The organism is Croceibacterium ferulae, from assembly GCF_003660445.1.
In the GTDB taxonomy this organism is placed as follows: domain Bacteria; phylum Pseudomonadota; class Alphaproteobacteria; order Sphingomonadales; family Sphingomonadaceae; genus Croceibacterium; species Croceibacterium ferulae.
The window spans coordinates 119,977-139,954 of the sequence record NZ_QZVQ01000010.1 but is presented as its reverse complement, the minus strand read 5'-3'; the positions used below and the strand labels follow the sequence as shown (position 1 = coordinate 139,954).

Genomic DNA, 19,978 nt, shown 5'->3' with positions numbered 1-19,978 from the left:
ACACCGCTTTGCACCTGAGAACGCATTGGAGTAGGCGGTTATCATGGCAACCTGCCCTGCACTCTTAGGTATAGAACAATCCCTGTCTGGCAAGACCTGGCGTTGGCGTGGCGGCGATGCGTCCGGCGCCGACGGCATGGCCGGATTGGGCCAGGATCTGGTCACTCACCTGCTGCTGTCACGGGGGGTGGAGCGGCATGATCTTGCCCGCCATCGTACGCCCAGCCTGCGCGATTTCATGCCAGATCCTTCGCTTTTCAACGACATGGATCGCGCGGCCGAACGCCTTGCCGACGCAGTCATCACGCGTGAGCAGGTGGCGGTGTTCGGGGACTACGATGTCGATGGTGCCACCAGTGCAGCCCTGCTGATCCGGTTGTTGCGTATGCTAGGGCACAATGCGACGCATTATATCCCGGACCGGCTGACGGAGGGTTACGGGCCCACGGAAGCAGCCCTGCTGGGGCTGGGCCGCGCAGGGTCGACTCTGATCGTGACGGTGGATTGCGGCGCCACCGCTTTCGCCCCGCTTGCCGCAGCGCATGATGCGGGGATTGATGTGGTGGTGGTGGACCACCATCAATGCACGGCGGAGCTGCCGACCGCCTATGCCGTGGTCAATCCCAACCGGCTGGACGAGGCGGAGACGGGCACCGCGCATGGCCATCTGGCGGCCGTGGGTGTCGCCTTCCTGCTGGCGGTCGCCGTGGTGCGGGTGCTGCGCGGGCGGGACTACTTCTCCGGCAGGCAGGAACCGGACCTGCTGTCGCTGCTGGATCTGGTGGCTCTGGGCACCGTGGCCGATGTTGCGGCGATCCGCGGGCTGAACCGCGCCTTCGTGGCGCAGGGGCTGAAGGTCATGCGCCGGCGCGACAATGTCGGCATTGCGGCGCTGATCGACGCCAGCCGGCTGAGCCGCGCGCCCACCTGCAGCGATTGCGGCTTCGCCCTGGGCCCGCGCATCAATGCCGGCGGGCGGGTGGGCGATGCTGCCCTGGGTGTCCGTCTGCTGACGACCAGTGATCCGGAGGAAGCACGCATGATCGCGGCCCGTTTGGACCAGCTGAACGAGGAACGCCGCGCGATCGAACAATCGGTGCAGGAAGCCGCCGAGATGCAGGCGGCGAGGCAGACCGATCGCGCTGTGCTGGTGGTGTCCGGCACTGAATGGCATCCGGGTGTGATCGGCATCGTCGCCGGCCGGCTGAAGGAGAAGTATGGCAAGCCAGCCATCGTGATCGCGCTGGATGTCGCGACCGGCCAGGGCAAGGGATCCGGCCGCTCCATCGCCGGGGTCGATCTGGGGGCGGCGATCATCGGCGCGCGCGATGGTGGCTTGCTGGTTGCGGGTGGTGGTCATGCGATGGCTGCGGGGCTGACGGTGGACAATGATCGCGTGGCGGAGTTTGCCGCATGGATCGAATCGCACCTGGCCGCACCCGTCGCCCGTGCCAGCACCGGTGGTGCGCTGCTGCTTGATCTGGCGCTCACGCCGCGCGGACTGACCGCGGGTCTGGTGGAGGAGCTGGAGTGCGCGGGTCCGTTCGGCGTCGGCTGGCCCGGCCCGCGGGTGGTGGTCGGCCCGGTCCATCTGGTCCGCGCCGAGGTGGTCGGCAACGGCCATGTCCGCCTGATCGCCGGAGGGGCCGATGGCGCATCCCTGAAGGCGGTCGGTTTCCGCATGGCGGAGACACTGCTGGGCCAGACCCTGCTGCATGGCGCGAAGGGGCGCCGGCTGTGGCTGGCAGGCCGGGCGCGGACCGATGATTGGGGGCAGACCCCGCGTGCCGAACTGCATCTGGACGACGCTGCTTTTGCCGATTGAAAGAAGCGCCAAAGCGGGGTTGACCGGATCGCCGGGCGCCCCTAAAGGCCCCCCTCGCCTTCGCGACAAGGCCCCTTCGTCTAAGGGTTAGGACGCGGCCCTTTCACGGCTGAAATACGGGTTCGAATCCCGTAGGGGTCACCATCGCGGTGCGCAATTGAATGGCTTCGGCCCCTTCGTCTAGCGGTTAGGACGCGGCCCTCTCACGGCTGAAACACGGGTTCGATTCCCGTAGGGGTCACCAGTCATTCACATCCTCACCAGACATGGCTGGCCCGTGCAACGGTCCACAATCGGACCGGGCACGGACCTATGCTGCCCTGCAGCGACAGGTCGCGCTTTCGGGCTGGCACGCCGGCGATCCGGTCGCTAGGGCCGCGCCATGATCGAGAGCAGGCCGTTCCCGACCGCAGCCATCCTGATTGCCCTGGCGTCAGGTGTTGCGCTGTTGCTGGCGGGCGAGAATCCGCTGCTGATCGGCGTGCTGGTTCTGGTGTGGATTGCCACCTTCTGGCTGGTCGCGCCGCAGCAGCGCGCCGCCACGCCGGCCGCCAATGCGGAAAGCGTACAGCTGACGCGCACGGGCATGCGCGACCTGTTCGAACAGTCGATCCAGCCGGTGCTGATGCTGGACGGCATGCGCATCATCGTCGCCAATGCCGCCGCGCGCGAGGCGCTGGGCACGCATGTGCTAGGCCAGGACGCCCGGGTCGCCTTCCGTCATCCGGAGGCGGTGGAACTGCTTGCCCGGTCCGAGGGCGGCGGTGCCACCATCCAGGGTCTGACCGGACCGCGCAGCATCTGGCAGATCACGCGCCAGACGCTGGACCAGCGTTATTCCCTCGTGGAACTGGTGGACCGCACGGCCGAGGCCGATGTCAGCCGCGCGCACACCGATTTCGTCGCCAACGCCAGCCACGAACTGCGCACGCCGCTATCCTCCATCATCGGCTATATGGAGACGCTGGTGGAGGAGTCGGAAACGCTTGATCGCGCCCGCGCCGACCGTTTTCACGGAATCGTGCTGCGCGAAGCGCGTCGGCTGCAGAACCTCGTCAGCGATCTGATGTCCCTATCCCGGGTGGAGGCGGAGAAGCACGACCGTCCCCGCGAACTGGTCGACCTGAAGCCGCTGGTCGGGCAGGCGGCGCGTGATGCGGCCGGGCCGGAGCGTCAGAGCCGGCTGGAGTTCCACATCTCGGACGAAGCGATGCACACTCAAGGCGATCAGCGACAGCTGGAGCAGCTGGTGCGAAATCTTGTCGACAATGCGCTGAAATATGGCGCGCCCGACACGCCCGTCTGCGTGGAGCTGTCGCCCGCGCGGCGTTCCTGTGCCGCGATCATCGTGCGTGACCAGGGGGAAGGCATTGCGCCCGAACATATCCCTCACCTGACCCGCCGCTTCTACCGCACCGATCCCGGCCGCAGCCGCGCCGCAGGCGGCACCGGCCTCGGCCTGGCGATCGTCAAGCATATCGTGGAACGGCATCGCGGGCGGCTGGACATCGCCAGTCGGCAGGGCAGCGGCACAATTGTGACGATCCACCTGCCCGTTGCCGGCGCACCGACCGGTGCGAACGACGAGAACAGCGGCACCGGTGGAGTAGCCTTGTCATGAAGCTGTCGCATTCATCCAACAACGGGCGCTGGACGGAACAATCCGCATCACGCCCGCCGGTTGGCTGTGCCGGTCGCCACACATCTTATGGAAAGGCTGGCAGGTCCGGCATGAAGCGGTTCATCGCATCATCTGTTGTTGCACTTTGCGCCAGCCTGTCGCTGGCGGCATGCATGACCGGCGGCACCCGGGAATCCATCCGCGCGGTCGGGTCGTCCACGGTCTACCCGTTCGCCAAGACGGTGGCGGAAGCCTTTGCGCGCTCGCATCCCGAGTTCCCTTCCCCCATCATCGAGGCGACGGGCACCGGCGGCGGCATCAATCTGTTCTGCGCCGGCCTTGGGGCCAGCACGCCGGACATCGCCCATGCCAGCCGACGGATGAAGGCGTCCGAGTTCGCCCAGTGTCAGGCCAACGGCGTGGAGGACGTGATGGAGATCCAGGTCGGGCTGGACGGCATCGCCTTCGCCAGCGCGAAGAACGGCATCCAGCTGAACCTGAGCCCCGAGATCATCTACCGCGCAATCGCCGCAAATCCCTACGGCCGACCGCAGGCGGCGCGCCTGTGGTCCGATGTGGACGCGTCGCTGCCGAACCAGCCGATCCTGATGTACGGGCCGCCCTCCACCTCCGGCACCCGTGACGCGCTGAAGGAACTGATTCTGATCCCGGGCTGCAATGCCGACCCACGCATGGCGGCGCTGAAGGAAAGCGACGAGGCCCGGTACGAGCAGATCTGCACCGAAGTGCGCAGCGACGGGGCCTTTGTCGATCAGGGTGAGCAGGACAATCTGATCGTCCAGAAGATCCGGAGCAATCCGCGGGCGGTCGGCCTGTTCGGATATTCCTATCTGGAAGAAAATGCCGACAATGTGCAGGGCCTGCCGATGAACGGCGTGCAACCGACCTACGACAACATCGCCAGCTTCGCCTATCCGGGTGCACGGCCGCTCTACATCTATGTAAAGCGAGCTCACCTGCAGGCGATCCCCGGCCTGAAGGCTTTCCTTGCCAAATGGGTGGAAAGCTGGGGTCGTGATGGTCCGCTGACCGATATCGGCCTGGTCGCGAGCCCGCCCGACGTGGCGCAGCGCAGCGCCGTAGCTGCCACGCGGTATACGACCCTTACCGCGGCCGATTTCGAGTAAGGTCCGCATCATGCCCCCGTCCCTGCTCATTCTGCTGGCTCTGGCCCTTGCGACGATCGGCTGGATCGCCGCGCGTGGCCGCGCCTACAGCTTCGCCCGGTCGCAGCCGGCACGCCGACTGGCCGCCCTGCCCACCTACCACGCATGGTTCGTGGCGCTGTCCATCATGATCCCCGCGGTCCTGTTCATCGTGATCTGGGGCATCGTCTCGCCCGGGCTGATCGTCCGGTCCGTGGAGGCGAGCCCCGCCGCCGCGGGTCTGCCTGCGGAAGGCCTGCTGCGTCAGACCCTGCTGGCAGAGGCGCGCAACGTTGCCGACGGTTCGGCGCCAGCGGTGTTCAACGAGGGCGCGCAGGTCCTGGTGCGGCCGTTCCAGGAGGCAATCGGCCGCTTCAACCTGATCGGCGGCGCGGCCACGGTGGTCATCGCCTTCTTGTGCGGCATGGCCGCTTTCCTGCGGCTTCGTCCCGACTTCCGGGCGCGCACGCGGGTGGAGCGGCTGGTGATGGGCATCCTGCTGCTGGCATCGCTGGTGGCGATCCTGACGACGCTGGGCATCTTCGTCAGCCTGGTGTTCGAGACCGTGCGCTTCTTCGGCATGGTCAGCCCGGTCGATTTCCTGTTCGGCACGCATTGGGGGCCTGACCCGATGAGCGCGACGGACAATGTGGATGGCAGCCGTTACGGTGCGCTGCCGCTGTTCTGGGGCACGATCTATATCGGCGCGATCATCGCCATGCTGGTGGCGATCCCGCTTGGCCTGATGAGCGCCATCTACCTTACGCAATATGCCGATCCGCGCTGGCGCCGCTGGCTGAAGCCGATGCTGGAGATCCTCGCCGGCGTGCCGACCGTCGTTTACGGCTATTTCGCCGCGCTGACCGTTGCCCCGGCCATTCGCGATGTCGCGGTGTCCATCGGGATCAGCAATGCCAGCAGCGAAAGCGCCCTTGCCGCCGGACTGGTGATGGGCGTCATGATCATCCCGTTCGTGTCGTCCATGGCGGACGATTCCATCGCCGCCGTGCCGCGCACCATGCGCGACGGCTCGCTGGCGCTTGGTGCGACGAAGAACGAGACGATCCGCCGCGTGCTGGTGCCGGCCGCCCTGCCCGGCATCGTTGCCGGCGTGATGCTGGCCGTCAGCCGCGCCATCGGCGAAACGATGATCGTGGTCATGGCCGCGGGCGCTGCCGCCAACCTCTCGGCCAACCCGCTGGAGGCGATGACCACCGTCACCTTCCAGATCGTGGCCATGCTGACGGGCGAAGGCAGCTTCGACCATCCAGCCACGCTCAGCGCCTTTGCCCTGGGGTTCGTGCTGTTCCTGGTCACCCTTGCTCTCAACTTCATCGCCTTGCGCGTCGTGAAACGGTTCCGCGAAGCTTATGAGTGACACCATGACCTCCGCCGATCTCGGCCCAACACGCTCGCCCGCCTATGCTGCGCGGCTGAAGCGGCGCTATGCGGCGGAGCGGCGCTTCCGTCTGGCCGGGCTTGCCGCTGTCGTATTCTCGATGGCCGTGCTCGCCTTCCTGCTCGCGACCATGACGCTGAACGGTGTCGGCGGATTTCAGCGCACCACGCTGATCGTGCCGATCGACTTCGCCGCCGCCAACCTGACCCCTCCGGCCGAGAACGCCACCTTCGGCGTTGCGGTCCGCTCGCTGGAGAACCAGGGGCTGCCCGAATTGATCGAAACAAATGTGGGCGCCCGCTTCGGCGAGGATGCGTCCAGGCAGATCAGCCCGGACGCCTGGCGTGTCGCGGCAGAGGCGATCATTGACGACCCAACCCTGCTGAGTGAGCGCGCAACTCTGGACCTGCCGGTCAGCCAGAACCTCGCCGCCGCCTACAATGGTGATGGTCATGCCGAACTGCGCCCGCTGGCCGACCGGCTCGCGGCAGACGGCGCGCTGGCGGACCGGCTCGATCTCGGCTTCCTGGCGCGATCCGACGCTACCGACCCGCAGCTGGCGGGCATCTGGGGCGCGCTGAAGGGTTCGATCCTGACAATGCTGGTCACGCTGGCACTGGCCTTCCCGGTGGGCGTGCTCGCCGCGCTCTATCTGGAAGAATATGCCCCGCGCGGCCGCTGGACCGATCTGATCGAGGTTTCGATCAACAACCTCGCCGCGGTGCCCTCCATCATCTTCGGGTTGCTGGGCCTGGCCGTTTTCCTGGGCCTGTTCCCCTCGCTCCGCTCCGCCCCGATAATCGGCGGCATGACGCTGGCGCTGATGACAATGCCGGTGATCGTCATCTCCGGCCGCAACGCGATCAAGGCGGTACCGCCGTCCATCCGTGACGGTGCGCTGGCGGTGGGCGCAAGTCCGATCCAGGTCGTGTTCCACCATGTGCTGCCCCTGGCGCTGCCCGGTATCCTGACCGGCACCATCATCGGCATGGCACGCGCCCTGGGCGAGACGGCGCCGCTGCTGATGATCGGCATGCGCGCTTTCGTCGCCACCCCGCCGGGCGGCCTGGCCGATCCGGCGACCGTGCTGCCCGTGCAGATCTTCCTGTGGTCGGACGAGATCAGCCGCGGCTTCGTGGAGCGGACCAGCGCGGCGATCATCGTGCTGCTGGCCTTCTTGTTGCTGATGAACGGGCTTGCCATCTACCTGCGCAACCGCTTCGAAAAGACATGGTGAATCCTGTGCTGTCCAACTCAGAACCCAAAATGCGCGCGCATGACGTGTCGGTCTTCTACGGTGCGAAGCGGGCGATCGACACGGTCTCGATCGACATCAACACCGAACATGTCACCGCCTTCATCGGCCCGTCCGGCTGCGGCAAGTCGACCTTCCTGCGCACTCTCAACCGCATGAACGACACCATCGCCAGTGCGCGGGTGGACGGGGTGATCGAGCTGGACGGAGAGGACATCTACCAGTCCGGCATGGATGTCGTGCAGCTGCGCGCCCGGGTCGGCATGGTGTTCCAGAAGCCCAATCCGTTTCCGAAATCCATCTACGAGAACGTGGCCTACGGTCCGCGCATCCACGGCCTGGCACCCAGCAAGGCGGAACTGGATGTCAATGTCGAGCGATCCCTGCGCCGTGCGGGCCTGTGGGAAGAGGTCAAGGACCGCCTTGCCGAACCCGGCACCGCGCTGTCCGGCGGACAGCAGCAGCGGTTGTGCATCGCCCGCGCGATCGCGGTCGAGCCGGAAGTGATCCTGATGGACGAGCCGTGCAGCGCGCTGGACCCGATCGCCACGGCCCGGATCGAGGAGCTGATCGACGAGCTGCGTGGCCGTTATGCCATTGTGATCGTTACCCACTCCATGCAGCAGGCAGCCCGGGTGTCACAGAGGACGGCGTTCTTCCACCTGGGCAACCTTGTGGAATATGGCGAAACCTCGCAGATATTCACCACGCCGCGCGAGCAGCGCACGCAGGACTATATCACAGGACGGTACGGCTGATGGTGCAACATACGGTCAAGGCTTTCGACGAGGACATCACCCGGCTGCGCGGCCTGATCGCGGAGATGGGCGGCCTTGCCGAGGTCGCGATCCAGGAAGCGCTGGACTCGCTTGTCACCGGAGACGAGGACAAGGCGGCCCGCGTCGTCGGCCGCGACCGCAAGCTCGACGAGCTGGAGATGGAAGTCGATGCGATGGCCGTGCGGATGCTGGCCCTGCGGGCGCCCATGGCCGACGACCTGCGCGAGATCATCGCCGCGCTGAAGATCGCCGGCGTGCTGGAGCGGATCGGCGATTATGCCAAGAACATCGCCAAGCGAGTACCTCGCCTGACCGAGCGCGCCAGGTTCGAACCGTTGACGCTGCTGCCGGCCATGGGCGAGATCGCGGCTGAGATGGTTCACGATGTCCTGACCGCCTATGCCGCGCGCGATCCGTTGCTGGCGCGCGAAGTGATCGAGCGCGACGCCAAGGTCGATGCGTTCTACGACAGCATCTTCCGCAACTATGTCAGCTACATGGTTGAAAACCCGGCCACTATCACGAGCGCCGCGCATCTGCTGTTCGTAGCACGCAATCTGGAACGGATCGGCGATCACGCCACCAATGTGGCCGAGATGGTGCACTTTTCAGCCACCGGCCGATATCCGACCGACGTCGACCGCTGACACGGTTCTGTCGCTTTTATGTAATACGATCGCCGTGACGCTTATCCGGAGATCACTGTCACATGTCCGCCCCCAAGCTGCTGCTGGTCGAAGACGATATCGCGCTGGCCGAACTGCTGGAATATCGCTTCGCCAATGAAGGATACGACGTCCGTGTCACCGCGGATGGCGACGAAGCGCTGGTCTTTGCGGCGGAGGATGCGCCCGACCTGGTCATCCTCGACTGGATGGTCGAAGGCACCAGCGGGATCGAAGTATGCCGCCGGCTGCGTCGCGACAAGGCGACCGCTCATGTGCCGATCATCATGCTGACTGCGCGCGAGGCGGAGGATGACCGCATCCGCGGCCTGGAGATCGGTGCCGACGATTATGTGACCAAGCCGTTCTCTCCGCGCGAATTGCTGGCCCGTGTATCCGCCGTGCTGCGGCGCGTGCGTCCCGCTTTGGCCGGCGAGACGATCGAAGCGGGCGACATGCAGCTCGATCCGGTAGCACATCGTGTGGAACGGCGCGGCCGGCAGTTGCAGATCGGCCCCACGGAATACCGGCTGCTGAAGTTCTTCATGGAACATCCCCGGCGCGTGTTCAGCCGTGGCCAGTTGCTGGACGCGGTCTGGGGCACCGGCAGCGAGATCGAGGAACGCACAGTGGATGTGCATATCCGGCGCCTCCGCAAGGCAATCGCGCTGGACATCGCCAAGGACCCGATCCGCACCGTCCGCTCCGCCGGATACGCTCTCGAACCGGTCTAGCGGCAGAACCCGCCCAGCCCGCGCGCGGCCTGATCCAGGTGGAGATGGTCGGCGTGGGCGGCGTTGTATTCCGGGCTGAGCACCGTGCCGAACACGTCGCATGCGCCGTCGCGCACGCGATGCAGGAATTCGGCATCTTCATCTTCCCCGTCCCAGTCGCGCAGCACGCTGATGCGCCGGCCATCCTCCGTCACGAAGCCTGCGATGTCGATCGCGTTGCCCGTGGCATGCTCGCTCCAGTTGCCGCCGCCCCCGATCCGGCGGCAGCTGAACGTGCCGAGATGCTCGACGCGCGCGATCGGCGATGCCAGCAGCTCGGCAGCGGCCGGCTGAACCGATTGCGCCAGCCAGACCTGCAGCCCGGCGGCGACCGGACAGGTGGTGACGGGGCGTGCTGGGCTGAACGGCGCAGATCGGAGCTGGGTGCGGTCGGCCCGGCGGCAGGTACCCTCGCCCGCCGCATCCAGCACGGCAAAGGCGACGCCGCTGCGTTCCAGCACGGCCCGACACTCCTGCGGATCGCTGCGCAGAGCGGCCAGCTTGCGCTGCGTGGCCCAGCCCGGCGGGTCGTTGAGGTCCAGCGGTGCCCAAGGATCATGCTCCGGGTGATCGGCCAGCCACGCACGCCCTCCAAGCAACAGCGCGGCCAGAAGCAGCAGGCCGATCGCCAGGCGATCCGTTCCGAAATGATCCAGTTGGCGGGAAAAGCGCATTGCTGATCCAAGCGCGACGACGCCGCAAGTGTTCCGACCTGCCGCAGCCCGGGCTCTATCCGATCAGCTCTGCCACCCGTCTGGCGACAGCGACCAGATCGGCCTGGAACAGGCGCTCCTGCTCCGCGCGCGCGGCACCGTCCAGCCGAAGCAGGTAGGACGGGTGCGCAGTGATCCACAGCTCGCTGCCATCATCCAGCTGGTGCGGCATGCCGCGCGCCTTGCTGACGCTGACCGTCTTGCCCAGCATACCCCGAGCCGCGCTGGCACCCATGGCAAGGATCAGCTTGGGCTGCACGATCTGCCGCTCGCCTTCTATCCACCAGCGGCAGATGTCGATTTCCTTGGCGGTGGGCGTCTGGTGCAGGCGGCGCTTGCCCCGGTTCACGAACTTGAAGTGCTTGACCGCATTGGTGACATAGGTCGCAGCGCGGTCGATGCCGGCCTGCTGCAGATGGACGTCCAGCACCTGACCCGCAGGTCCTACAAAAGGCCGACCCTGCTGGTCCTCCTGATCGCCGGGCTGTTCACCGACAATCATCAGCGCGGCATCCTGCGGCCCCTCGCCCATGACCGCCTGATTATCCAGTTCGCCGATCGGGCATTTGCGGCAGGCATGGATAGCCTGGTCGATCGCTGACAATGTCTGCGGCCGTTCGTCGAATTCCAGAGTGCCTGCTTCCACCATCGCTGCCTCCCGCGCCTGGGCGCCTGCCACCAGTTCCAGGATCAACGCAGTCTCGGGCATGTTTTTCCAGTACTTGCGTGGCATTTCCTTCAGCATGGCGCCGATCTTCAGACGCGCGGGGTTAAAGGTGGAAGCATAGTACCGCCGCCACAGATCTTCCGTCGGATCGCCGTCCGGCGCATCGCTACGCTGCGCAGGCGGACCTTCGGCCAGCACCGCGCCATCCCAGTGCAGCGAGCCGCGCGGGGTCAGGATCGCCCAGCGCATGTTCGTGAAGCGGTTGACGAAAAAGGCGGCATTGCTGCGCAGGATGTGGTGCTCAGGCTCGAACCAGGCGACGAAGCGCTCCTCGCCATCGGCATCCTCGACGGCCCGGAAGCGGACAAAGGCCCGCATCTTGTGCTTGTCCCGGCGCACGGTGCGCGCCAGTTCGTCAAGCCGGCGCACATCGGTATCGGTCCGGTCCTCCAGCACACGGCTGTTAGTCTGATGACGCCACAGCAGGCGGTACAGCAGCGCGAAGCGCGCGGAGTCGGAATGACAGATGGCGGTCTCGGCGGCCTGGATGAAGGGCTTGCTGGCACGCACCTGAGGCGCATCGCCCGGCGGCTCGGGCAACTGGCGCTGACCTTCCGCGAACAAGTCGCCGGTGCCGCCCGGCTCCACCCAGGCGATCCGGTCTGGCGGCACAGCGCACTGCACCAGCGTCCGCGCCGTGGCACGCCAGAACGCGAAATCGTCCGGCTCGGGCAGATGGACCACGTAGAAGGCGGCAGCAGCATCGACAGGCAACGGCGTGATCACGCGGCGAACAGCTCCAGCTGCTCCTCCTTCGGAGCCAACAGCGTCCGCAGATCCGCTCGATCCGTCAGCAGGGTGGGCCGCCAATCCGCAGTCACGATGAACGGTCGGACCTTGGCGATGGAAACGGTCAGCTTGCCCACATCCTCCAGCCGCAAGCTGCGCTGCCGCCGGGCCGCGATCAGCTGGTTGACCGCACGCACGCCCAGCCCGGGCACACGCAGCAGCGCCTCACGCCCTCCGCGATTCACATCGACCGGGAAGCGGTCACGAAATTTCAGTGCCCAGGCCAGCTTCGGATCGATGTCGAGCGGCAGCATGCCGTCGTCACCCGTCGCCTGCATGACTTCCGCCGCGGAATAGTCGTAAAAGCGCATCAGCCAGTCGGACTGGTATAGCCGATGCTCACGCATCAGCGGCGGCCGCTTCAGCGGCAGCACCGCACTGGCATCGGGAATAGGACTGAAGGCCGAGTAATAGACCCGGCGCAACCGGTATCCATCATACAGCCGGCTCGCCTTGCCCACGATATCGGCGTCGCTGGCCGCGTCCGCGCCGACGATCATCTGCGTCGACTGTCCCGCAGGAGCAAAACGCGGAGCGTTGCGGAAGCGCTTCGTCTCATCGCGAGATTGCGCGATATGCTCCTTCACCTCGCTCATGGCGCCTTCTATGCGGCCGGTGTTCTTGTCCGGAGCCAGCCGCGCAAGTCCGGCCTCGGTCGGCAATTCCACATTGATGGACACGCGATCGGCATAGAGCCCCGCTTGATGCACCAGCTCAGGGTCTGCATCGGGGATGGTCTTCAGGTGGATGTAGCCGCGGAAATCGTGCTCTTCACGCAGGATGCGCGCCACTTCCACCAGCTGCTCCATCGTATGATTGGAGCTTTTCACGATGCCAGAGGAGAGGAACAGCCCTTCGATATAGTTGCGGCGGTAGAAGCTGAGCGTCAGGTCCACCACCTCCTGTGGCGTGAACCGTGCGCGCGCCACGTTGGAGCTGGCCCGGTTGACGCAATAGTGACAGTCGAAGATGCAATGGTTGGTCAGCAATATCTTCAGCAAGGAGATGCAGCGACCGTCGGGCGCATAGGCATGGCAGATGCCCATGCCCTCGGTCGAACCCATGCCCTTGCCCCCGCTATCCTTGCTGTTGCGCTTGGCGGTGCCGGAAGACGCGCAGGACGCGTCATATTTTGCCGCATCGGCCAGTACGGCAAGACGCTCCAGGATGGTGCCACGACTCATATGTTCCATATATGTTCGCCACCTGCCTGAGCCTAGCTCTTTCTTCTGCAACGGCTTTTTCCGAGATCATAAAAATGCGGCACTTTCGGTGGCTGCCGGTGGTTCTGCCCAAGTCCCCCAATGAAAGGACGACACGAATGAACCGAGTGAAGACGCGCGACGGTACCGATCTGTTTTTGAAGACCCTGGGTCAGGGCCGGCCGGTGGTGCTGATCCATGGCTGGCCGCTGTCCGCAGACAGCTGGGATCCGCAGATGATCGCTTTGGCAGAGGCCGGGTATCAGGCGATTGCCTATGATCGACGGGGTTTCGGCCGGTCGGATCAGCCGCCTGCCGGCTATGACTACGACACCTTTGCCGACGATCTGGCCGATGTGATGGAAGCGACCGGCGCCACGCAGGACGTCGCCCTGGTGGGTTTTTCCATGGGCGGTGGCGAGATCGCCCGCTACATGAGCCGGCATGGCGGCAAGGGCGTGACCCAGGCGGTGCTGGTCAGCTCGGTCGTACCGTACATGTTGCAGACGCCCGACAATCCCGATGGCGTGCCGCAAGCCACCTTTGCGGAGATGACAGCCGGTATGCGCGCGGATTTCCGGCACTTCTTCACGAGCTTCTTCAAGGACTTCTATGGGGTTGGCCTGGTGTCGCAGCCCGTCAGCGACGAACAGCTGCACTGGGCTTGGATGACCGCGCAGATGGCGGGGCAATATGCGACTCTACAAGCGGCGCAGGCCTTTGCCACCACGGACTTCCGACCCGACCTGCCGCACTTCACCGTGCCCACGCTGGTGATCCACGGCACTGCGGACAAGACGGTGCCGATCAAAGCCACCGGCCGCGCGGTCGCGGCTGCCGTACCGACAGCGGAACTGATCGAATATGATGGCGAGCCTCATGGCGTCTTCGCCACGCAGCAGGAACGGCTGACGCAGGACCTGCTCGACTTCCTCGGTCGTCGCCAGACGTCCTGACCTCAAGCCACGGCCGGCACTTGCGGGCCGTGGCCATCGGTCGCCTCGGGGCGATCGCCGCGCAGCGCCAATATGGCCATGTACGGAGCGCACAGGAACTGCAGCGCCATCACGCCCAGGCCACTGGCGCCCAGCACCGTCAGCTCCCAGCCGATCCGCGGCATCGCAGCGAGCACCAGCCCGCATCCCACAAGGCTCAGGAAAGCCAGCGCGGTTTCCGGAGCAGCCGACCACAGCGCTCCTCCCAGAGTATCGGCCCCGCCGAACTTGGGCGTGCGGCGCCACGCCAGCGGCTTGCCCGATAGGCCGGCGATGCCGGACAGCAGCACCACATAGGTCAGCGACGCCCGCGCCACTTCTCCCCGCACCATGTCGGCCAGCCGATGAATACCGGACAGCTTGTAGCGGTGGCGGATGCGCACCAGCGTGGTCACGAGCGTCAGCGCCAGTAAGGGCCAGGTCACGTCAGGCACGTTCACTCGCCCGATCTCCCCGGCATAGATCGCGATTGTCACCCCGCCCAGCATGAACAGACCGGTGACGATCCCGGCCAGGGTCTGCAGCGGAGCCATGCACCGCAGGATTTCGAGCAGCTTCGTCCACCCTGGCATCGGGCGTGCATAAGGGGCGGGTAGAAACAGGCGCCAGTGACGCATCAATTGCTGCACCGGGCCCGCGGTCCAGCGAAACCGCTGCTTCTTGTAATCGTCGAAGGTGTCCGGGATCAGCCCTCGGCCGAACGTCTCGCTGAGATAGTAGCCGCGGTAGCCCACCGCGCGGATGCGGACGGAGACCTCCGAGTCCTCGGTCAGGCACCACTCGGCCCAGCCGCCGGCTGCCCGCAGCGCACGTGTCCGCAGCAGGCACATCGTGCCGATGGTGAAGGCGCCGCCATACTCATGGACGCCCAGCATATCGACCTTGTTGTTCGGCATGTACTCGGCATAACAGGCGGACAGGAACGCGCTGTTCTCGTAATCGCGATAATCGTGCGGCGTCTGCAGATAGCCGATCTGCGGGTCTTCGAAGAACGGCACCAGCCGCGCCAGGAAGTCCGGCGTGGACAGGTAATCGGCGTCGATAACCGCGACGATCTCCGCCTGCGGATCCATCCGGTCCAGCAGCCAGTTCAATGCGCCGGCCTTTGCGCCGGGCAGCGGCGCCACATGGAAGAAGCGGAACACCTCGCGCCCCAATCGCTCGTTGAGCTCCGCGCTGTAGGCCTCCAGGGGGCGCCACAGCGCTTCGTCCTTGGTGTTGTTGTCGCACACCAGCACTTCGAAATCCGGATAATCGAGGGCGGCCAGATGATCCATCGTCGCCTTCACGATCTCCGGCGGCTCGGCATAGCAGGGCAGCTGGATCGACACGCGCGGCTGGTAATGGCGCGACACCATCGCAGGCGCATGCGTCGGCTCGCTCCAGCTGCCATGGGTCAGCACCGCCTCGCGCGCGATCCGTTCGACCGACGCCAGCAGGGACACGGCGAAGGTCACCGTCACGCCCATCAATGCCAGCGCCTCGAACCCCTGTGACAATGTCAGTTCGTTGATGAACAAGCAGGACCACAACCAGGTGGTGCACAGCCCCTGGAAGGTGATCGCCAGCCAGGCCGCGCCAGGAATGCTGAGATTGCGTGCGCCCCTCGCAACCGCGATCGAGAGCAGCAGGAAGATGGCCGCCGGCCACAGGATCGTGCCCAGTTCACCCAGCAGCAACGCGCAGGCCCCCGTCGCCAGCGCAGCTATCGCCAGCAACTCGCCCAGTTCCGCGCCGCGCGTATCATGCGTCACCCGCACCGAACGGGCCAGCCACAACGACATGGCCAGCACCGCCACTGCCGTGAACAGCACCCAAGGGTCTAGATCGACGCGCTGTGGTAGCGGCATGAGCATGGTTCCTGTATGCACGGGTTCGGGCCAATGCTGCAATGCAGCGTAGCCAAGGTTTGTTCCGGTAGGTTGATTGCCGGCGCGAGATCAACCCCCTTCCCTGCCCGCGCATACGCCTATGCGACGGCCCGAAGGTGATGCTGCGATCGGTTGCGGATTGCCCCTCCGAACAGGGCATCGTGGAACCGGAACACCCGGCATCCGGTTGGTCGCCAGAACAGACAGGAGACACCCTGATGAGCGACACGCATGAACTGAAGCAGAAATTCTGGAAGGCACTGGCGGACAGCCCGTACACCTTCCTGCAGCTGGATGCGGAACCGGCCACCGCCGTTCCGATGACAGCGTCGCTGGACCGTGATGCGGACAGCGCTGTCTGGTTCTTCACCAAAAAGGATCATTCCCTGGCCGCGGGCGGCCCCGCTACCGCGACCTTCTCCGGCAAGGGCCACCAGATGTTCGCCCGTTTCGGCGGGACGCTGGTCACCGAACACAGCCGCGACCGGCTGGACAAGCAATGGTCGAAGCAGATCGAGGCCTGGTACCCGCAGGGCAAGGATGATCCCAACCTGCTGCTGCTGCGCATGGATCTTGGTCGGGCGGAGATCTGGAACAGCGACCTTGGCGTGATCGACGAGGTCAAGATGATGCTGGGGTTCGACGTCCGCTCCGAAGCGCACGACGAGCATACGAAGACGGCCCTGTAACTGGGCCACCTTGCCCGCCAAGAAAAAGGCCCGCCGGGAGCGATCCTGGCGGGCCTTTCGCGTTACCGGTGCCGGTTGGTTCAGGCGTCCTTGCCGCCCGGCGTGTGGATGCCGGGCAGCGGCGGAACCGGCTGCGGCGGGATGCCGGCGGCATCTTCCGGCACGTCCAGAATGCCGCGGCCCACATGGCTGCGGTTACGGCTGTAGCCGAAATAGACCAGCAAGCCGATTGCCGCCCAGGCGACGAACATCAGCTTCGTTTCCAGCCCCAGGCTCCAGAACAGGTATGCGCAGCCGGCGATGGCAATCGGCGCCGTGATGGTGACGGCCGGCGTGCGGAACGGGCGGGCCCGGTCGGGGTCCGTCCGGCGCAGCACCATGACCGCGATCGACACGGCCGCAAAGGCGAACAGCGTGCCGGAGTTCGAGATGTCCGCCAGGATGCCCACCGGGAAGAAGGCCGCGAACAGCGCCACGAAGATGCCCGTCAGGATCGTAATGACATGCGGCGTGCGATATGTGGGGTGAACCTTGGAGAACACGGAAGGCAGCAGCCCGTCGCGGCTCATGACGAAAAAGATGCGGGTCTGGCCGAACATCATCATCAGGATGACGGAAGGCAGCGCCAGGCCGGCGGCGAGGCCAAGCAGATTGCCGATCTGCGGCCAGCCGATTTCACGCAGCGTCCAGGCCAGCGCCTCCTTCGAACAGGTCACGGCCTCGTTACCGGCGGCAGCCAGCGCAGCGCACTGGTCTGACAAGGCCACGGAGCCGGGTGCCAGCACCTCGCCCGCCGGACCGAAGACCGGCTGCGCACCGACGGTGCCGATCACGCCAGCGGCGACCAGGATGTAGAACACGGTGCAGATGGCCAGCGACCCGATCAGGCCGATGGGCATGTTGCGCTGCGGGTTCTTGGTTTCCTCCGCCGCGGTGGAGACCGCATCGAACCCGACATAGGCAAAGAAGATGGAAGCCGCCGCGGCCGAGATGCCGGAAAATCCCAACGGGGCGAAGGGCGAGAAGCCGTCGCTGTTCATGACAGGCACGGAGAGCACGATGAACAGCAGCAGCGCAGCGACCTTGATCGCCACCAACACCGCGTTCACCGTGGCACTCTCCTTGGTACCGATGACCAGCAGCCAGGTGACCAGGCCGGCGATCAGCATCGCGGGCAGGTTGACCAGGCCGCCGTCGAACGGCCCCCGCACCAGCATGTTTGGTATGTCGATGGCAAAGGTGTGCTCTATCAGGCCGACGACATAGCCTGACCAGCCGACCGAAACGGCACCGGCCGCAACGGCATATTCCAGGATCAGGGCCCAGCCGACCATCCAGGCGATCATCTCGCCCATGACGGCATAGGAATAGGTGTAGGCGGAACCGGAAACCGGCACCATCGCCGCCATCTCGGCGTAACACAGGGCTGCCACCGCGCAGACGAAGCCGGCGATGATGAAGGAGATCATCATCCCTGGCCCGGCCTTCTGCGCCGCCTCTGCCGTCAACACGAAAATGCCGGTGCCGATCACCGCGCCGACCCCCAGCATGGTCAGCTGAAACGCACCCAGGGTACGTTCAAGCGACTTTTTTTCCGCCGTCGCCAGAATGGCGGATAGCGGTTTCACCCGGCCAAAAATCATGGAGCCTGATTATCCCTCAAATTGCATGATCCGCGACGTTGACTGTGCAGCCTTGCCGTCGCTTGTGCGCCTTGTTCTATGCCAATTTGTCGCCTCTGCAATGCTGGATGAATGATTCCGGCTATGTTTGCCGGATATCGGCGTGGATTATCGGGTGCGGTTGCCCATCACCCGCAAACCGCCTAGCGCAGCGCATTCCTTAACAGACATCGGCCGACACGAACTCATGGGCACCTTCCGACGCTTTTACGGCTTCTCGCTGATCTTCACGCTGGTCTGCCTGGCGCTGGGCGCCTGGTACGGATTGTCGAGCACGGGTGACGTGTCGGCAATGCTTGCGATGCTGTGGATCATCGTGGTCCTGTCCGTGCTCGAAATCTCGCTGTCGTTCGACAATGCGGTGGTGAACGCTTCCGTGCTGAAGGACATGGACAAGGTCTGGCAGAAGCGCTTCCTGACTTGGGGTATCGCCTTCGCGGTGTTCGGCATGCGGGTGATCTTCCCGCTGGCGATCGTCGCCATCGCCGCGGGTCTGGGGCCGATGGAAACGATCAACCTCTCGCTGAACAACCCCGTGGAGTACGAGCGGATCGTCAGCTCTGCCCATGTGGGCATCGCCGGCTTTGGCGGCGCCTTCCTGGCGATGGTGGGCCTGAAATTCTTCTTCGATGGCGAGAAAGAGGTGTTCTGGATCGCCAGTGTCGAACGCATGCTGGCGCGTTTCTCCGCGGTCCCGGCGGCAGAGATCGCGTTGCTGCTGCTGGCGCTGTGGGGGATCTCCGGCCTGCTCGCTCCGGCCGATGCGCTGACATTTCTGGTGGCCGGCATCCTGGGTCTGGTCACCTTTATCGCCGTGGAAGGCGTCAGCGCGATCCTGGAGCTGCAGGAGGAGAAGAAGAAGCTGGCCGGCGCCGCGATGCGTAGCGGACTGGGTGGCTTCATCTACCTGAACATTCTCGACGCGTCTTTCAGCTTTGACGGCGTGATCGGCGCCTTCGCGCTGTCCAACAACATGATCATCATCGCGCTGGGCCTGTCGATCGGTGCCATGTTCGTGCGTTCCATGACCATCCACCTGGTGGAACAGGGCACGTTGGCGGAATATCGCTATCTGGAGCATGGCGCCTTCTGGGCGATCATCGTGCTGGGCGGCATCATGCTGCTGTCCGCCCGCTTCCACATTCCGGAGACCATCACCGGCCTGATCGGCGCCGTGCTGATCGGTCTGTCGCTGCTGTGGTCCATGCGCCACAACCGACGCATGAAGGCCCGTGAGGGCCTTGCCGCGGTGCAGCAGGAAGTGGACAGCGGCCCTCGCTGACCTGGCCGGGAGGGGTTTCCCCTCCCGATCCCATTCTTGCCGATCTTTGTACAATGCGGGCCGAGCGGCAGCGCTACGAGCGTGCGGGCCTGCCCGGCGGCACTCGCAAATTGATGGCGGTCAGCGCTATACCCGATCGACGCCTGCGACCGCCATCGTCACGAGAGATAACGGTGTGTCCCCGGCCAGCGTCCTAATTGACGCCGTCAGCCACATCCTTTGCAGCATCACCGATCTGCCCGGCAGCTTCCCCTACCTCGCCGGCGGCATTCGCAATAGCGTTGTCCTTGGCAGCCTCTGCGCCGCCCATCGTGGAAAAGGCCCACACGATAACTGCTGCGACCAGCAGCAGGGCAATCACCCCGATGATGGCGACGCCCCCGGACCGGCGCGACGCGCCGTCGGTCACGATCGTGGTATGCGTATGGCTGCTGCCCTCGGGCGTTTCGGTCGTCACGATGCGTTCTTCGACCATTGCTGCTCTCCCTCTATCATGGTGGCCAGACAGCGCACCAGAGGGGGCAATCGTTCCGAGACCGTCCGTA

Annotated in this window: 17 protein-coding genes and 2 tRNA genes; 13 read left to right on the top strand and 6 right to left on the bottom strand. The window is 65.3% G+C overall.

All coding sequences use genetic code 11. The features are described from left to right. Positions 1-43 precede the first annotated feature (43 nt). The 10 genes from recJ to phoB all read left to right on the top strand — a co-directional run bounded on the left by recJ (position 44) and on the right by phoB (position 9,444). Positions 44-1,825 (top strand): single-stranded-DNA-specific exonuclease RecJ, encoded by a 1,782-nt coding sequence (recJ, locus tag D5S08_RS13230; RefSeq protein ID WP_121119302.1) that lies wholly within the window; start codon positions 44-46, stop codon positions 1,823-1,825. 69 nt (positions 1,826-1,894) lie between these two features. Continuing rightward, positions 1,895-1,969 (top strand) — tRNA-Glu (locus D5S08_RS13225). A gap of 25 nt (positions 1,970-1,994) precedes the next feature. After that, positions 1,995-2,069 (top strand) — tRNA-Glu (locus D5S08_RS13220). Positions 2,070-2,207: 138 nt separating this feature from the next. After that, positions 2,208-3,446: a sensor histidine kinase gene (locus D5S08_RS13215; protein ID WP_121119300.1), complete on the top strand. Its 1,239-nt coding sequence runs from the start codon at positions 2,208-2,210 to the stop codon at positions 3,444-3,446. A 173-nt stretch (positions 3,447-3,619) separates the two neighbouring features. Then, positions 3,620-4,594 carry a substrate-binding domain-containing protein gene (locus D5S08_RS13210; RefSeq protein WP_241557401.1) on the top strand — a complete coding sequence of 325 codons (975 nt, stop codon included), beginning with the start codon at positions 3,620-3,622 and terminating at the stop codon, positions 4,592-4,594. Positions 4,595-4,604: 10 nt separating this feature from the next. Continuing rightward, positions 4,605-5,990, top strand: a complete 1,386-nt coding sequence (gene pstC / locus D5S08_RS13205) for a phosphate ABC transporter permease subunit PstC (RefSeq protein ID WP_121119296.1) — start codon at positions 4,605-4,607, stop codon at positions 5,988-5,990. Further along, entirely contained in the window at positions 5,983-7,248 is a 1,266-nt protein-coding gene (pstA, locus tag D5S08_RS13200; RefSeq protein WP_121119294.1) for a phosphate ABC transporter permease PstA, read from the top strand. Before pstC ends, pstA begins: the two co-directional genes overlap by 8 nt. Beyond that, positions 7,242-8,024, top strand: coding sequence for a phosphate ABC transporter ATP-binding protein PstB (pstB, locus tag D5S08_RS13195; RefSeq protein WP_121119292.1), 783 nt, complete (start codon positions 7,242-7,244; stop codon positions 8,022-8,024). The genes pstA and pstB overlap by 7 nt, the downstream gene beginning before the upstream one ends. Next, positions 8,024-8,692 carry a phosphate signaling complex protein PhoU gene (gene phoU / locus D5S08_RS13190; protein WP_175578937.1) on the top strand — a complete coding sequence of 223 codons (669 nt, stop codon included), beginning with the start codon at positions 8,024-8,026 and terminating at the stop codon, positions 8,690-8,692. The genes pstB and phoU overlap by 1 nt, the downstream gene beginning before the upstream one ends. A 62-nt stretch (positions 8,693-8,754) precedes the next feature. After that, positions 8,755-9,444, top strand: a complete 690-nt coding sequence (gene phoB / locus D5S08_RS13185) for a phosphate regulon transcriptional regulator PhoB (protein ID WP_121119290.1) — start codon at positions 8,755-8,757, stop codon at positions 9,442-9,444. On the opposite strand, the gene D5S08_RS13180 is transcribed toward phoB, so the two are convergent. From D5S08_RS13180 to D5S08_RS13170, 3 genes are read right to left on the bottom strand one after another with little or no spacing between them, the layout of a single operon-like run. Continuing rightward, positions 9,441-10,157 (bottom strand): extensin-like domain-containing protein, encoded by a 717-nt coding sequence (locus D5S08_RS13180; RefSeq protein ID WP_121119288.1) that lies wholly within the window; start codon positions 10,155-10,157, stop codon positions 9,441-9,443. The two genes, phoB and D5S08_RS13180, sit on opposite strands and share 4 nt — an antisense overlap. A 55-nt stretch (positions 10,158-10,212) precedes the next feature. Then, positions 10,213-11,646, bottom strand: a complete 1,434-nt coding sequence (locus D5S08_RS13175; protein ID WP_241557410.1) for a UdgX family uracil-DNA binding protein — start codon at positions 11,644-11,646, stop codon at positions 10,213-10,215. Further along, positions 11,646-12,896 (bottom strand): putative DNA modification/repair radical SAM protein, encoded by a 1,251-nt coding sequence (locus tag D5S08_RS13170; RefSeq protein WP_121119286.1) that lies wholly within the window; start codon positions 12,894-12,896, stop codon positions 11,646-11,648. The genes D5S08_RS13175 and D5S08_RS13170 overlap by 1 nt, the downstream gene beginning before the upstream one ends. 137 nt (positions 12,897-13,033) lie before the next feature. Here D5S08_RS13170 and D5S08_RS13165 point away from each other — a divergent pair, with 137 nt between their 5' ends. Then, positions 13,034-13,870, top strand: coding sequence for an alpha/beta fold hydrolase (locus tag D5S08_RS13165; RefSeq protein WP_121119284.1), 837 nt, complete (start codon positions 13,034-13,036; stop codon positions 13,868-13,870). A 2-nt stretch (positions 13,871-13,872) separates the two neighbouring features. On the opposite strand, the gene D5S08_RS13160 is transcribed toward D5S08_RS13165, so the two are convergent. Beyond that, the gene (locus D5S08_RS13160; protein WP_162301977.1) at positions 13,873-15,759 is read right to left on the bottom strand and encodes a glycosyltransferase; all 1,887 of its coding nucleotides are present in this window, start codon (positions 15,757-15,759) and stop codon (positions 13,873-13,875) included. 239 nt (positions 15,760-15,998) lie between these two features. On the opposite strand from D5S08_RS13160, the gene D5S08_RS13155 reads away from it, so the two are divergent. Then, positions 15,999-16,469: a pyridoxamine 5'-phosphate oxidase family protein gene (locus tag D5S08_RS13155; RefSeq protein ID WP_121119464.1), complete on the top strand. Its 471-nt coding sequence runs from the start codon at positions 15,999-16,001 to the stop codon at positions 16,467-16,469. An 80-nt stretch (positions 16,470-16,549) separates the two neighbouring features. On the opposite strand, the gene D5S08_RS13150 is transcribed toward D5S08_RS13155, so the two are convergent. Further along, a complete protein-coding gene (locus D5S08_RS13150) occupies positions 16,550-18,112 on the bottom strand; it encodes an amino acid permease (protein ID WP_121119280.1) in 1,563 nt (520 codons plus the stop codon). A gap of 226 nt (positions 18,113-18,338) precedes the next feature. Between D5S08_RS13150 and D5S08_RS13145 the strand changes: the two genes are divergently transcribed. Continuing rightward, positions 18,339-19,433 (top strand): DUF475 domain-containing protein, encoded by a 1,095-nt coding sequence (locus D5S08_RS13145; protein WP_121119278.1) that lies wholly within the window; start codon positions 18,339-18,341, stop codon positions 19,431-19,433. Between the two features lie 193 nt (positions 19,434-19,626). On the opposite strand, the gene D5S08_RS13140 is transcribed toward D5S08_RS13145, so the two are convergent. Beyond that, positions 19,627-19,908, bottom strand: a complete 282-nt coding sequence (locus D5S08_RS13140; protein ID WP_121119276.1) for a hypothetical protein — start codon at positions 19,906-19,908, stop codon at positions 19,627-19,629. Positions 19,909-19,978 lie beyond the last annotated feature (70 nt).